The sequence below is a fragment of the Bradyrhizobium sp. genome, from assembly GCF_030697065.1.
In the GTDB taxonomy this organism is placed as follows: domain Bacteria; phylum Pseudomonadota; class Alphaproteobacteria; order Rhizobiales; family Xanthobacteraceae; genus Bradyrhizobium.
In genome coordinates, this window is the sequence record NZ_JAUYQU010000270.1 from 1 (window position 1) to 14,243 (window position 14,243).

At 64.5% G+C, this 14,243-nt stretch carries 13 protein-coding genes; 10 read left to right on the plus strand and 3 right to left on the minus strand.

All coding sequences use genetic code 11. The features are described 5' to 3' along the window. Nucleotides 1-271: 271 nt before the first annotated feature. Entirely contained in the window at nt 272-1,045 is a 774-nt protein-coding gene (locus tag Q8R73_RS21150) for a ferredoxin--NADP reductase (protein WP_305721490.1), read from the plus strand. Nucleotides 1,046-1,289: 244 nt separating this feature from the next. On the opposite strand, the gene Q8R73_RS21155 is transcribed toward Q8R73_RS21150, so the two are convergent. After that, nucleotides 1,290-2,183, minus strand: coding sequence for an NAD(P)-dependent oxidoreductase (locus Q8R73_RS21155; RefSeq protein ID WP_305721491.1), 894 nt, complete (start codon nt 2,181-2,183; stop codon nt 1,290-1,292). A gap of 185 nt (nt 2,184-2,368) precedes the next feature. Here Q8R73_RS21155 and Q8R73_RS21160 point away from each other — a divergent pair, with 185 nt between their 5' ends. The 3 genes from Q8R73_RS21160 (at nt 2,369) to Q8R73_RS21170 (ending at nt 7,014) form a co-directional block, all read left to right on the plus strand. Further along, nucleotides 2,369-3,355, plus strand: coding sequence for an ABC transporter substrate-binding protein (locus Q8R73_RS21160; protein WP_305721492.1), 987 nt, complete (start codon nt 2,369-2,371; stop codon nt 3,353-3,355). Nucleotides 3,356-3,477: 122 nt separating this feature from the next. Next, the gene (ilvD, locus tag Q8R73_RS21165; protein ID WP_305721493.1) at nt 3,478-5,172 is read left to right on the plus strand and encodes a dihydroxy-acid dehydratase; all 1,695 of its coding nucleotides are present in this window, start codon (nt 3,478-3,480) and stop codon (nt 5,170-5,172) included. An 87-nt stretch (nt 5,173-5,259) separates the two neighbouring features. Then, nucleotides 5,260-7,014, plus strand: a complete 1,755-nt coding sequence (locus Q8R73_RS21170; RefSeq protein WP_305721494.1) for an adenylate/guanylate cyclase domain-containing protein — start codon at nt 5,260-5,262, stop codon at nt 7,012-7,014. Between the two features lie 83 nt (nt 7,015-7,097). On the opposite strand, the gene Q8R73_RS21175 is transcribed toward Q8R73_RS21170, so the two are convergent. Beyond that, entirely contained in the window at nt 7,098-7,247 is a 150-nt protein-coding gene (locus tag Q8R73_RS21175; RefSeq protein ID WP_305721495.1) for a hypothetical protein, read from the minus strand. Nucleotides 7,248-7,483: 236 nt separating this feature from the next. Next, the gene (gene kynU, locus Q8R73_RS21180; protein WP_305721496.1) at nt 7,484-8,734 is read right to left on the minus strand and encodes a kynureninase; all 1,251 of its coding nucleotides are present in this window, start codon (nt 8,732-8,734) and stop codon (nt 7,484-7,486) included. A gap of 133 nt (nt 8,735-8,867) precedes the next feature. Between kynU and kynA the strand changes: the two genes are divergently transcribed. From kynA to Q8R73_RS21210, 6 genes are all read left to right on the plus strand, one after another. Then, nucleotides 8,868-9,707 carry a tryptophan 2,3-dioxygenase gene (kynA, locus tag Q8R73_RS21185; protein WP_305721497.1) on the plus strand — a complete coding sequence of 280 codons (840 nt, stop codon included), beginning with the start codon at nt 8,868-8,870 and terminating at the stop codon, nt 9,705-9,707. Beyond that, nucleotides 9,704-10,327, plus strand: a complete 624-nt coding sequence (kynB, locus tag Q8R73_RS21190; protein WP_305721498.1) for an arylformamidase — start codon at nt 9,704-9,706, stop codon at nt 10,325-10,327. The genes kynA and kynB overlap by 4 nt, the downstream gene beginning before the upstream one ends. 122 nt (nt 10,328-10,449) lie before the next feature. Further along, the gene (locus Q8R73_RS21195) at nt 10,450-11,277 is read left to right on the plus strand and encodes an ABC transporter ATP-binding protein (protein WP_305721499.1); all 828 of its coding nucleotides are present in this window, start codon (nt 10,450-10,452) and stop codon (nt 11,275-11,277) included. Next, nucleotides 11,277-12,053, plus strand: a complete 777-nt coding sequence (locus tag Q8R73_RS21200; RefSeq protein ID WP_371126147.1) for an ABC transporter permease — start codon at nt 11,277-11,279, stop codon at nt 12,051-12,053. The genes Q8R73_RS21195 and Q8R73_RS21200 overlap by 1 nt, the downstream gene beginning before the upstream one ends. Then, complete coding sequence (locus Q8R73_RS21205; protein ID WP_305721501.1) at nt 12,050-12,817, plus strand: ABC transporter permease; 768 nt, start codon at nt 12,050-12,052, stop codon at nt 12,815-12,817. The genes Q8R73_RS21200 and Q8R73_RS21205 overlap by 4 nt, the downstream gene beginning before the upstream one ends. 118 nt (nt 12,818-12,935) lie before the next feature. Beyond that, a complete protein-coding gene (locus Q8R73_RS21210) occupies nt 12,936-13,982 on the plus strand; it encodes a peptidase M29 (RefSeq protein WP_305721502.1) in 1,047 nt (348 codons plus the stop codon). Nucleotides 13,983-14,243: the final 261 nt, after the last annotated feature.

Below are 14,243 nucleotides of genomic sequence, written 5' to 3' on the forward strand. Positions count from 1 at the left end.
ACGATGGTGTCGGCATCCAGGATCGGCTTTTCCAGCGCCCCCGACAGCAGCAGCCCGATATTGCGGATCACCAGTTTGGTCGGGCCGGCGGCCTGGGGGGCGTCGTGAGCCATGGTTTTTCCTTTTCCTTCAATGCCTTCGCTGGGCCGCTGAAGCCATACTGCCCGTGCCTTGACGCCGGGAGCAAGCCGGATTATTCATTCGTATACGAATGAATGTATACAAACGAATTGAGCGGCACAATCGGCCCTCCAGCTTTGGGATCGGCAAGATGAGCAACTTCAACCAGGAAAGCGTCCTCAGCGTCCATCACTGGACCGACACGCTGTTCTCCTTCACCACCACCCGGGATCCCTCGTTCCGTTTCCGCAATGGCGAATTCACCATGATCGGGCTCAAGGTCGGCGAGAAGCCGCTGCTGCGCGCCTACAGCGTCGCCAGCGCCAATTACGAGGACCGGCTGGAATTCTTCTCGATCAAGGTGCCGGACGGGCCGCTGACCTCCCGCCTGCAGCATCTGAAACAGGGCGACGCGATCATCGTCAGCCGCAAGGCCACCGGCACGCTTGTGATCGACAATTTGGAGGACGGCCGCAATCTCTATCTGATCGGCACCGGCACCGGGCTCGCGCCGTTTCTCAGCGTGATCAAGGATCCCGAGACCTACGAACGCTTCGAGAAGGTGGTGCTGCTGCACGGCTGCCGACGCGTCGCCGAACTCGCCTATGGCGAGATGATCACCGAACAGTTGCCGAACGACGAACTGATCGGCGACCTCGTGCGCAACCAGCTGATCTATTATCCCACCGTGACCCGCGACCCCTTCCGCAACCGCGGCCGCATCACCGACCTGATCGGCTCGGGCAAGCTGTTCAGCGATATCGGACTTGCCACGCTTGAATCGGCACATGACCGCATCATGATCTGCGGCAGCCCGGCGCTGGTGACCGACACCCGCGAACTGCTGTCGGCCAAGGGCTTTGCCGAAGGCAACCACGGCGAGCCCGGCCAGTTCGTGGTCGAGAAGGCGTTCGCGGAGCGGTAGGAGCTTTACCCCGCCCCGCTTGCAGGAGGTCGGCGTACCATATCTTGTGGCGGGACAGGTGCCGCCCGTCTAGCCATTCTGTGCATGGGGTTGTTTTCGAGATTTTTGTTTTGCCCATCAGCCGTCATTGCGAGCGAAGCGAAGCAATCCATTCTTTCTTTCCCGGCTCGCAAGAAGATGGATTGCTTCGTCGCAAGCGCTCCCTTGCGCAAACGCTTCGCGTTTGTCGCAGGCAATGACGGTATCAAGAGTCCCCTCGCTTCTCCGACAATTTATAGATCTCCAGCGCATCGGCGTCCGCGCCGCGCGCGGCCTTCGCCATCCGGAACAGTTGCGCGGCCAGCGCCGTCATCGGCACCGGCGTCGAGGTGTCGTGGGCGACATCGACCACGGTGTCGAGGTCCTTCAGGATGCTGGCGATATGGCCGAGCGGCGGCGAGTGAATGCCCTGCGCCATGCGCGGCACGAACAATTGCAGCGGGATGGAATCGGCAAAGCCGCCGGCCAGCGCCTCCGGCAGTCTTGAGGCATCGATGCCGGCATTGCTGGCGAGCCGCGTCGCCTCCGCCAGCACTGCCATGGCGCAGCCGGAAATGATCTGGTTGCACAGTTTTGTGGTCTGGCCGGCGCCGGTCGGCCCCATATGCGTCAGCCGCCGCGCCATCGCCAGCACATAGGGCCGCACCCGCTCGATGTCGGCGGCATCGCCGCCGGCCATCACCGCCAGCGTGCCTTCCTCGGCGCCCCTGGTGCCGCCGGAGACCGGCGCGTCGATCCAGCCCATGCCGTTGGCCTGCTTCAGCCGCATCGCGATCGCGCGCGCGGCGTCGGGATGGATCGAGGAGAAGTCGACCACGAGTTTGGTGGCGCCGCTGGCGGATGCAATTCCGTCGGGGCCGAACACCACCTGCTCGACGGCAGCGGCGTCGGTGAGGCACATGAAGATGATGTCGGCTGTGCCGGCGACATCGCGCGGCGTGGCGGCAGGCTTCGCGCCGGCCGCCGCCAGATCGGCGGCCTTGCCGGGCGAGCGATTCCAGACCGTGACGTCGTGCCCCGCGTCCAGCAGGCGCCGCGTCATCGGAATTCCCATCAGCCCGAGCCCGAGATAGCCGAGCTTTTCCCTTCCGTCCGCCATCCCGTTTCTCCTGCTTCAACGTCCGAGGGGCTTTTCCCGGCCCGCCGCTCTACCACGGATCGCCGCCTCGCAGGCAAGCGCCGCACCTGGCCATTTCGGCGGCTTGCCTGATTGTTTGAACCATGAAAGGTTCAGGCACGGGAATTGCGTTATGGCTTGATGTCATCGGGAAAAATGGAGTGGGCATGATGCGAGTATCTTCCAAATGGATCTTGGCGGCCGGCGCGGTGGCTGCCGTGGTGGCCGGCGTCAGCGCAGCACAGGCGCAAACGACCATCCGCGTCGGCTGGACCATTCCGGCCGAAGAGTCGAAATACTGGATGATGCGCCGGCCGGCGGAATTTCCCAGCCTCGGCAAGGACTACAAGGTCGAATGGACGCAATTCCAGGGCACCGCGCCGATGACGCAGGCACTGGCCGCCGGCGCGCTCGATTGCGCCACCCAGGCGCCGCTGTCGCTGTCGAACGGCGCGGTCGGCGGCGGCCTGAAGGCCTACATCGTGGCCCAGCACGTGTTCGAAAAGCCCGGCGGCTTCTCGGTGTATTGGGCGGTGAAGGACGATTCCCCGATCAAGACCATCGCCGATCTCAAGGGCAAGACCATCGGCATTTCCGTGATCGGCGGCGGCACCCAGGGGCCGTTCAACATGCTGCTGAAGAAGGCCGGCATCGACCCGGCCAAGGACATCAAGCTGGTCGAGGTCGGCTTCGCGGTGTCCGAGGATGCGTTGCGCCAGGGCCGCGTCGATGCCGTCAACATGAACCAGCCTTTCGCGGCGCGCGCCGAGGCCAAGGGCGGCACCAGAAAACTGTTCTCGCTGTCCGAGGCGATGCCGAACATCGTGCACATTCTGGAGGCGTGCCGTGCCGAATTCGTCGACAAGAACCCGGAAGCCGTCAAGGCCTATGTGCGCGACATCACCGCCGGCATGAAGAAGGTGCTGGCCAATCGCGAGGAAACGCTGAAGGTCGTCTCCGAACAGCTGAAGGCGCCGATCCCGGTGCTGGAAACCTATCTGCTCAAGGACAATGATTTCGGCCGCGATCCCGGCGCCGCGCCGAATTTCCCGGCGATGCAGAAGATGCTCGATATCTATGCCGAGACCGGAATGCTGCCCAAGCTCGACGTCATGCAGTTCAAGCATCCCACCATCGTCGCGCCGCTGCAGTAGGGGCTTTCTCTATCAACGGGTCGTCCCCGCGAACGCGGGGACCCATACGCCGTGACTCGGCGTTGAGGCACAGTGGCGGGTCCCTGCGTTCGCAGGGACGACAGCAAGTGAGATTCCACCCCATGAAAACACCGCGATCCCGCGTCACCACCGATGGGCTCGACCGCGCGCCGCACCGCGCCTTCATGCGCGCGATGGGGCTCGACGACGCGGCGATTGCAAAACCGATGATCGGCGTCGTCAGCATGAAGGGCGAGCAGACGCCCTGCAACATGACGCACGATTTCCAGGTCGATGCCGCCAAGGCCGGGATCGCGGAAGCCGGCGGCACGCCGCGCGAATTCGCCACCATTTCGGTTTCCGACGGCATCAGCATGAACCACGAGGGCATGAAGTTCTCGCTGGTGTCGCGCGAACTGATCGCCGATTCGATCGAGTCCGTGGTCCACGGCCTCGCCTACGACGCCCTGATCGGTTTCGGCGGCTGCGACAAGACGCTGCCCGGCGTGATGATGGGGATGATCCGCTGCAATGTGCCGTCGATCTTCATCTATGGCGGCAGCGCGCTGCCCGGGCGGTTCGCGGGCAAGACGCTGACGGTGCTGGATTCCTACGAGGCGGTCGGCGGCTTCATGACCGGCGAGATCGACGCGGCGACGCTGGAAGGCATCGAGCGGTCATGCCTGCCGACCATCGGCGCCTGCGCCGGCCAGTTCACCGCCAACACCATGGCGATGGTGTCGGAGGCGATGGGGCTGACCATGCCGAACGTCTCGATGGTGCCGGGCGTCTATGCCGAGCGCGCCCGGATCGCGCGCCAGGCCGGGCGGCTGGTGATGCAGATGCTGGAGCGCGGCGGACCGCTGCCGCGCGAGATCGTCACGCGCAAGGCGCTGGAGAACGGTGCCGCCATCGTCGCCGCCACCGGCGGATCGACCAACGCCGCGCTGCATCTGCCGGCGCTCGCCAACGAGGCCGGTATCGCCTTCACGCTGGACGATGTCGGGGAGGTGTTTTCGCGCACGCCGCTGATCGGCAATCTGCGCCCCGGCGGCAAATACACCGCCAAGGACGTCCACGACATCGGCGGCACCGCGGTGGTGATCCGGGCGCTGGTCGAGAGCGGTCACATCGACGGTTCCTGCCTGACCATATCGGGTCGAACCATCGCGCAGGAATATGGCGCAGCCAACGCGCCCGACGGCGAGATCATCTTCACCCCGTCCAAACCGATCATGCCCGACGGCGGCGTCGCGGTGCTGAAGGGCAATCTGTGCCCCGACGGCGCCGTGATCAAGGTGGCCGGACTCAAGAGCGTGGTGTTCGAGGGAACGGCGCGGGTGTTCGAGGACGAGGAACATTGCGTCGACGCCGTCCGCAACCGGAAATACGCCGCGGGCGATGTTCTGGTCATCCGCAACGAAGGCCCGGTCGGCGGGCCCGGCATGCGCGAGATGCTCGGCGTCACGGCGCTGATCTACGGGCAGGGCATGGGCGAGAAGGTCGCCCTCATCACCGACGGCCGGTTTTCCGGCGCCACGCGCGGCATGTGCATCGGCTATGTCTCGCCGGAAGCCTTTATCGGCGGTCCGCTGGCTTTGGTGCGCGAAGGCGACCGCATCCGGATCGACGCCGCGGCGCGCCGCATGGACCTCATGATCGACGACGGCGAATTCGCGGCGCGGCGGCAGGCGTGGAAGCAGCGGGCGCCGCGGCATCGCGCGGGAACGCTGGCCAAATATGCCCGCCTGGTCGGCCAGGCCCCCGGCGGCGCCGTCACCCATGACGGCGCGGCGGAATGGCCGTGGTTCGATTAGGCGGCGAAGGCCCGGCCGGCCAGAACGCTGGCGGCCGCCCGGCCGACATGATTTGATCGTTCAGCAGATTCAAATGGAGCTTTCGGGGTGACCGGCGAGCGGTTGCAGCGGCGGTTGGCGGCGGTGCTGGCGACGGATGTCGCCGGCTATGACGGCCTGATGGCTGCCGACGATGAAGGCACGCTGGCCCGGCTCAAGGAATTAAAGAAGGCCGTGGTCGAGCCCGCCATGTCGGCGCATCGCAGCCGCACCGTCAAGACCAGCGGCGACCGGCTGCTGGTCGAATTTGCCAGCGCGATCGATGCAGCGCGGTGTGCAGTTGATATCCAGCGCGCGACGACCGGGCAGAATGCGGCCGTGCCGCAGGATCAGAGGATCGAGTTCCGCATCGGCATCCATGTCGGTGATATCATTTTCGAGGAAGACGACATTTTCGGCGACGGCGTCAATATCGCCGTGCGGCTGCAGAGCATTGCCGAGCCCGGCGGCATCTGCATGTCGGAGAGCGCCTGTCGGGAAATCCGCGGCAAGCTGGAAATCGGCTATGACGACCTCGGGCCGCAACTGTTGAAGAACATCGCCGAGCCCGTTCGGGCCTGGCGGGTCCATCTGGACGCCCAAACCGCGGCGCGCCGGGCTGCCGCGCCCGCGCTTCCCGACAAGCCCTCGATCGCCGTGCTGCCGTTCCAGAACATCGGCGGCGATCCCGAGCAGGAATATTTCGCCGACGGCCTGGTGGAGGACATCACGACCGCGCTGTCGCGCTTCAAGTCGCTGTTCGTGATCGCGCGCAACTCCTCGTTCTCCTACAAGGGCAAGGCCATCGACATCGGGCAGGTCGGCCGCGAACTCGGCGTCCGCTACGTGCTGGAAGGCAGCGTGCGAAAGGCCGGCACGACGCTGCGGATTGCCGGGCAATTGATCGAGGCCGAGACGGGCTCGCATTTGTGGGCCGGGAAATTCGATGGCCCCATGGACGACGTGTTCGAACTGCAGGACAAGGTCGCCGCCAGCGTGGCGGGTGTCATCGATCCCCTGCTGCTGGATACCGAGATCATGCGCGCGCTGAAGCGCCCCACGGCGGACCTGACATCGTACGACCTGTATCTTCGCGCGCTTCCGCTGATACGGGCGTGGGCGCGCGAGCCGATCGCACGCGCCATCGTTTTGCTCGAACAGGCCATCGCACGCGATCCGAAATATGGGCCGGCGCTGGCGTCGCTGGCGCTTTGCCATTCGCAGAATTTCCTCAGCGGATGGGGCGACGCCGCGGTCGAAAGCGAGCAGGGCAGGATACTGGCGTGGCGGGCCCGCGAAGCGGCACCCGACGACCCAATGAGCATGACCAGCGCCGCCGGCGCGTTATTGAACCTCGGCGAAGACGCCAACCTGCTGAAGCCCTGGGTCGATGGCGCGCTGGCCCGAAATCCGAGCCACGCCTTCGGCTGGCTCTGGAGCGGCTGGATCCGGACAGTTGCCGGCGAAGCCGATGTCGCGATCGAACATTTCGAAATGTCGCTGCGTCTCGACCCGCGCACCTCGCGGCGGGCCTTTCATCTGACGGGTATCGGCATTTGCCATTTCTGGCAGCGGCGTTTCGAGCGGGCCGCCGTCGCCCTTGAGGCCTCGTTCCACGAACTGCCGAGCTACGCGATGACGATGTGGTTCCTCGCCGCCTGCTACGCCCATATGGGCCGACTCGTCTACGCGCGGGGTTTCGCCGCCCGCAACGGCATTGTCCCCGGCGGACAGTGGCTCAAGATAGGATTGCTGTATGGCGATCCCGTGCAACGCGAGCTGTTGCTGTCCGGCCTTCGGCTGGCGACGACGGAACAGGCCTGACCCGGTCTCGAAATGCGGGCAGTCAACTCAACCGATCTCGTCTGGCCAGTGGCCCGATGTCTCGATGATCACCCTCAAAGCGGTCATTCTTCAGGACGCGTTCCGTCCTTGGCTTTTTCGTCGGCCAACAGTCTGAGAATCCGCTGGTGTCGAACCTGGTCGTCAGCCACGCCGGGCTCGGCCAGCAGCCGTCGGTAATGCGCCAGATTCTCGCGGTGGACGAAGTGTTCCATGGCAGACCCCGAAGTCGGTTGAGGCGGGAGCACGACCGAACTCTCCAGTCACCGGAAGACGCAGCAGGCATCCCGATGATGCGGCGACCATGCAGGTTGCGACCGAAGAGTTGTGATCAATACGGCCCATGTCGCTGGAAACAAATATCGCAACGGACATCAATTATCCTGGAACCGTTGCGAATCGTCATCCAGTGGTCGTCAATGGACAGGCAGGCCACTGGCTTCGTGCCGGCTCAGGTGACGCCGAGAACCTGATTGAAACGGGGATCGCGCCAGACTTCGGCGTTGATGCATTCGGCGAGCATTGCTGCGGCATCCCAGGCATCCACGAACCGGACGTAGAGCGGCGCAAAGCCGAAGCGCATGAGATCGGGTGCCCGGAAATCCCCGATCACGCCGCGCGCAATCATGGCCTGGACCACTGCCGCGCCCTTGTCGAAGGATATCCCGACCTGGCTGCCGCGCAACGATGGCTGGCTGGGCGTCACGATATCCAGGCCCGGCAGGAGATTCGCAACGCGCGCCATGAACAGTTCGGTGAGAGCGAGGCTCTTCTGCCTCAAGGCTGCGACCTCGACACCTTCCATCGCATCGAGCGCCGCGTCCACGCCACGCATCGAGATGATCGGCTGGGTTCCGCAGAGGAAACGCTTGATGCCGGCATCGGGCCGGAAGGCGCGATCGAACGCGAAAGGCGCGGCATGGCCCCACCAGCCCGACAAGGGGTGCTGCGCGGCGGCCTGGTGGGCGTTGGCGACGGCGATGAAAGCCGGCGCCCCCGGACCGCCATTCAGGTATTTGTAGGTGCAGCCGACCGCGAAATCGACCGCGTCGCGGTCGAACGCGATCTCCATGACGCCGATCGAATGGCAGAGATCCCACACCACCAGCGCGCCGGCGTCGTGAAGCTGCCGGGTGATGGCGGCGATGTCGAGCAACTCTCCGGTGCGATAATTGACGTGCGAGAGCACGGCGACCGCGACATCGCGGTCCAGCAGTGCCTCGATCGACGGGCCGTCCGTGCCGATCAGCCGACGCTTCATCGGCCGGCCCGAGGACTTGATGGCGCCCTCGACGATATACAGGTCGGTCGGGAAAGATTCATCCTCGGCGATCACCACGTTGCGATCCGGCCTCAGCCCGATGGCGGCGTGGATGGCCTTGTAGAGATTGATCGAGGTGGTGTCGCACACCAGCGTTTGCCCCGGCGCGGCCCCAAGCAGCGCCCCGAGGCGGTCGCCGAGCCGAACCGGCATGTCGAACCAGCCGGCGCTATTCCAGCTCCTGACGAGGTCCTGGCCCCACTCCTGTTCGATCGTGCGGTTCAGCACGCCCGCCGCGGCCCGCGGCATCGGCCCCAGCGAATTGCCGTCGAGATAGATGATGCCTTCGGGAATCACGAAGCGATCGCGAAAGCCGCGAAGCGGATCAACGCAATCGCGCGCGACGCACGCATCGCGCGAAATCATCGAGGCGGACGACATCGTCGAAACTTAATCCCGATTGACAGCAAAAGTCTATCCTTTTAGGCTTAAAATATCTTCCGTGAGCGCTGGATCGGTGCATATGCCGAAGGGTTTCCATTACTTTGCGCAACCCGCATAGGGCAGGTATGGCATGCCCGAAAATGTCGTCGGCGCGTCGAATGGCACGGACGCGATGAGCCCGCGCAGGGAAATGTCGTATTCGGACTATCTCCATCTCGACGACATATTGCGGGCGCAGCAGCCGCTTTCCGTCGCCCACGACGAGATGCTGTTCATCATCCAGCACCAGACCTCCGAACTCTGGATGAAGCTTGCGATTCACGAGTTGAACGCCACCTGCCGGTTGATCGCAGCGGACGATCTGCAGCCGGCTTTCAAGACATTGTCGCGGGTATCGCGCATCCTTGAGCAGCTCAACTCGGCCTGGGACGTGCTTCGCACCATGACGCCCAGCGAGTATACCGAGTTTCGCGGATTGCTGGGGCGGTCGTCCGGCTTTCAGTCCCGGCAGTATCGCGTGATCGAGTTTCTCGTCGGCAACAAGAATGCCGCGATGATCGGGATTCACGCCGAAGACGAAGCCGTTGCCGCCGAGCTGCTTTCGGTCCATCGCTCACCCGGCATCTACGACCTGACCGTCCGGTTGCTGCATCGCCGCGGCCTCGCCATCGACAAAGCCGCGCTCGATCGCGATGTTTCCCTTCCGCACGTCGCCAATGACAGTGTTCTGAAAGCCTGGCTGTCGGTCTACCGGGACCCGGGCCGCTTCTGGGAATTGTACGAACTCGCCGAAAAGCTGGTGGATTTCGAGGATTATTTTCGCCGCTGGCGTTTCAACCACGTGACCACGGTGGAACGGATCATCGGATTCAAGCGGGGCACCGGCGGCAGCTCCGGCGTTTCCTACCTGCGAAAGATGCTGGACGTGGTGTTGTTCCCCGAGCTCTGGCAGGTCAGGACTCAATTGTGAGCGGCCTGATCGACATCTCGCCTTCGCTGCGCGTCGGCACGGGGGTTTTTCCCGGTGATGCCGCTTTTGCCGTCAGCCGGACATTCACGATCGGGCCCGACTGTCCCGTCAACGTCGCCAGCTTCGCGATGTCGACGCATTGCGGCGCGCATGTCGATGCGCCTCTGCACTACGATCCCGAAGGCGCCAGTATCGACAGGCTGGATCTCGGCGATTTCATCGGCCCGGCCAGGGTTGTCGACGCCCGCGGAAATGGCCCGCTCTGCAGCTATGAGGAGATCGTCTCCGCCCTCGACGGAGCTCCGCCGCGGTTGCTTTTCAGACTGGCGGACCGGGGCGATCAACTGGGCTGGCCGACGGGTTTTCGTACGCTGGCTCCGGAAACCGTGGAGCGCCTGGCGCTTCGCGGTATCCGGCTGATCGGGGTGGATGTTCCCTCGGTCGACCCGGAGACGTCGAAGGACCTCCCGTCGCACATGGTTTGCCGGCGGCACGATATTCGCATAGTCGAGAACCTCGTGATGGCTCACGTCACACCCGGCGACTACGAATTGATCGCGCTGCCGCTGAAGCTCTCCGGCCTGGATGCCGCGCCGGTGCGCGCGGTACTCCGGCGATGAAGGGCTGGCGTGATACCATGATCGACATCGCCAAGACGGGCCGGGTTCCGCTATGCTCGGTTTGACGGAACCAATTGGGGAAGGCGGGCGTGCTTGACGGATCGATGCCGAGAGATGCGGAAATGAAGGTGTTGCCATCTGATCCGGCGCCGGCGCGCGGGCCGGCATCCGCCATGATCGAGATCGATCATGTCTCGCAGACCTTCCGCACCTCCGGCCGTCAGGCCCATCTGGCATTGTCCGATATCTCGCTGACAATCGAGGATGGCGCCTTCGTCTCGATTCTCGGCCCCTCCGGCTGCGGCAAATCGACCTTGCTGTACATCGTCGGCGGCTTTGTCAGCCCGACCGAGGGCGAAGCGAGGGTGAAGGGCAGGGCGATCACCGGACCCGGTCCCGATCGCGGCCCGGTGTTTCAGGAATTCGCGCTGTTTCCCTGGAAGACGGTGCTCGGCAACGTGATGTACGGCCCGCGCCAGCAGGGCGTGAAATCGGCGGAGGCCGAGGCGCAGAGCCGCCGGCTGATCGAGATGGTCGGCCTCAAGGGCTTCGAGAATTTCTACCCGAAGGAATTGTCCGGCGGCATGAAGCAGCGGGTCGCGCTGGCGCGGACGCTGGCCTATCACCCTGCGGTGCTGCTGATGGACGAACCGTTCGGCGCGCTGGATGCGCATACCCGCACCCGGCTGCAGAACGACCTGCTCAACATCTGGGAGCGCGACCGCAAGACCGTGCTGTTCGTCACCCATTCGGTCGACGAGGCGGTGTTCCTGTCCGACAAGGTCGTGGTGATGACGCGGGCGCCCGGCCGCATCAAGCAGATCGTCGACATCGAACTGCCGCGGCCGCGCCGGCGCGCCGAGCTGCTGCTGGATCCGCGCTACCAGAAATACGTCGTCGAGATCGAACGCATGATCGACGACACCAGCGAAGACGGGTTGCAGCCATGATGGCTCGCGCGCTCTCGCGTCTGGCGCCGCTGCTTGCGGTCCTCGGCCTGCTCGCGATCTGGCAGGCCGGCTCGCTGATGCTGAATACCGAAAGCTTTCCGACCGCGATCCAGGCGGTCCGCGCGGTGCCGTCGATCCTCGGCGACCAGGAATCCCTGATCCACATTCTGGATTCGCTGCGGCGCATGGCGATCGCCTTCGCCGCGGCGCTGCTGTTCGCCATACCGCTCGGGCTGATGATGGGCCGCTCGCGGCTGGTGGCGTCGTTCTTCAATCCGCTGCTGATGATCACCTATCCGGTGCCGAAGGCGGCGCTGATGCCGATCATCATGCTGTGGCTCGGGGTCGGCGATCTCGCCAAGATGCTGGTGATCTTTCTCGGCGTCAGCCTGCCCGTGATCTACCACAGCTTTCAGGGCGCCAGAGCGGTCGAGGAAAAGATGCTGTGGTCGGGCGCCGCCATGGGGCTGTCGGCACCGCAGCGCATGGTCCGGATCGTGCTCCCGGCGGCCCTGCCGGAGATCCTCACAGGCTGCCGCACCGGGCTGGTGCTGGCGCTGATCACCATGGTCACCTCCGAGATGATCGCGCGGCAGTCCGGCGCCGGCAACATCCTGTTCAACGCGCTCGACATGGGGCAGTACGACACCGTCTATGCCATGATCATCATCATCGGCGCGATGGGAATCGGCCTCGACGCCGCGTTCGAAAGACTGCGCAGCCGGCTGGTGCGCTGGTCCGAGCCCGGCTTCGACATTCCCCTGAGTTTCGCATGAACGCCCGCGCGCTCACATCGGATATCCTGCTCGGAGTCATACCGATCGCGCTGGCGATCGCGGTGTGGCAGGGGATCTCGTCGTTCGGCTATGCGCCGGTGACGCTGCTGCCGCCGCCCGGGATGGTGTTTTCCCGGCTCGTGCAGCAACTCTTCACCAGCAGCTTTCAGCATGAGATCGCCTCCACGCTGTTCCGCCTGTTCGCGGGATTTTCCATCGCGGTGATCCTGGGCGTCGGGATCGGGCTCGCGGCGGCGGCAAGCCCGGCCGTCAACGCCGTGGTGCGCCCGATCGTGCGGGTATTGGCACCGCTGCCCAAGGTCGCGCTCTACCCGGCGCTGCTGCTGCTGCTCGGCTTCGGCCATGAATCCAAGATCACGCTGGTCGCGGCGGATGCGCTGTTTCCGATCCTGCTCTCGACCTATTACGGCGCCTCGATGGTGGAACAGAAGCTGATCTGGTCGGCGATGGCGGCGGGCACGCCGCGCCGCCAGATCCTGTTCAAGGTCGTGCTCCCGGCCGCGGTGCCGTCGATCCTGACGGGCTGCCGCATCGGCCTGGTAATTTCCTGCATCGTGGTGTTTCTCGCCGAAATGATCTCGTCGACGGACGGACTCGGCCATATGCTGGTCAAGGCGGCGCGGACCTTTCAGGCGGTCGACATGTTCGTGCCCCTGATCACGATCTCGCTGCTCGGCCTGATCCTCAACGGCCTGCTGCAGGGGTTGAGGTCGTATCTGCTGCGCGGCTTTCCGGAAGTTTGATGCAATTTCCGTCATGGCCGGGCTTGACCCGGCCACCCGTGTCTTCTTTAGCTGCCAGGACGTGGATGCCCGGGACAAGCCCGGGCATGACGGTTGGATATAAGTGTGGAGTTAAAACATGCTGCCAGACCGCATAGAAGCGAAATGGATCGATGCGTTCTGCGAGATTTTCGAGCGCTGCGCGGTCAAGCCCGGCGACACCGCGGCGATCCTGTCGGAAACCCAGTCGCGCGCGCTCAACGTTCACCTCGCCGAACTGGCGCTGCTGCGGATGGGCGCGAGGCCGTTTCACATCGTGGTGCCGACGCCGCGCAACCGCGAGGCGGTTCCGATCCGCTCCACCGGTGCCAGCATAGCGATCCAGAAGCTCGGGCCCGTGGTCAGCGCGCTGCAGCAGGCGGGGTTTGTCGTCGACTGCACCATCGAGGGGCTGATGCATGCGGCGGAAACGCCTGATATCCTGAAGGCGGGCGCGCGCATTCTCAATATCTCCAACGAACATCCCGAAGCGCTGGAGCGCATGGTGCCGGACTCCGCGCTGGAGAAGCGGGTCCGCGCCGCGGTCAAGATGCTGCGCGGGACCAAACGGATGCGGGTGACCTCGACGGCGGGTACGGAACTCGATGTCGACATGGCCGGCGCCCAGACGGCCGGCGTCTGGGGCTGGACCGACCGGCCGGGCACGCTGGCGCATTGGCCCGGCGGCATCGTCGTCAGCTTCCCGAAGAGCAAGACCGTCAACGGCACCATCGTGATGGCGCCCGGCGACATCAACCTCACCTTCAAGCGCTATCTGTCGACGCCGATCAAAATGACGCTGAAGGACGATTACGTCACCGATCTCGAAGGCGAGGGCGCGGACGCCGCGATGATGCGGTCCTATCTCGCGGCCTGGGGCGACCGCGAGGCCTATGCGGTGTCGCATGTCGGCTGGGGCATGAACCCCGGCGCGCGCTACGAGGCGCTGACGATGTACGACAAGAACGACACCAACGGCACCGAGCTGCGCGCGGTCTCCGGCAACTTCCTGTTCTCCACCGGCGCCAACGAATTCGCCGGACGCTACACATCGGGTCATTTCGATCTGCCGATGATGGGCGCCACGATCGAACTCGATGGCGTCGCGGTGGTGAAGGACGGCGTGTTGCAGGACGTGTTCGGGTAGCAATCGTAAGGTGGGCAAAGGCGCGCTCGCGCCGTGCCCACCATCTTCGTGCGGCGGTTATGAATGGTGGGCACGGCGCGAAGCGCGCGCCTTTGCCCACCCTACGACTGGTGAAACTACCCGACGGGCAAATCACTTCTGTTTATCAGAATTAAAAGTCAAGCCCCGAAAACAAAAATATTTCCCTTAACACGTCGGGCAAATCACCTTTAGAGACTCGCCCGTCCCGCCCGAACGAGGGGCGTGCGCACGTCACGAACG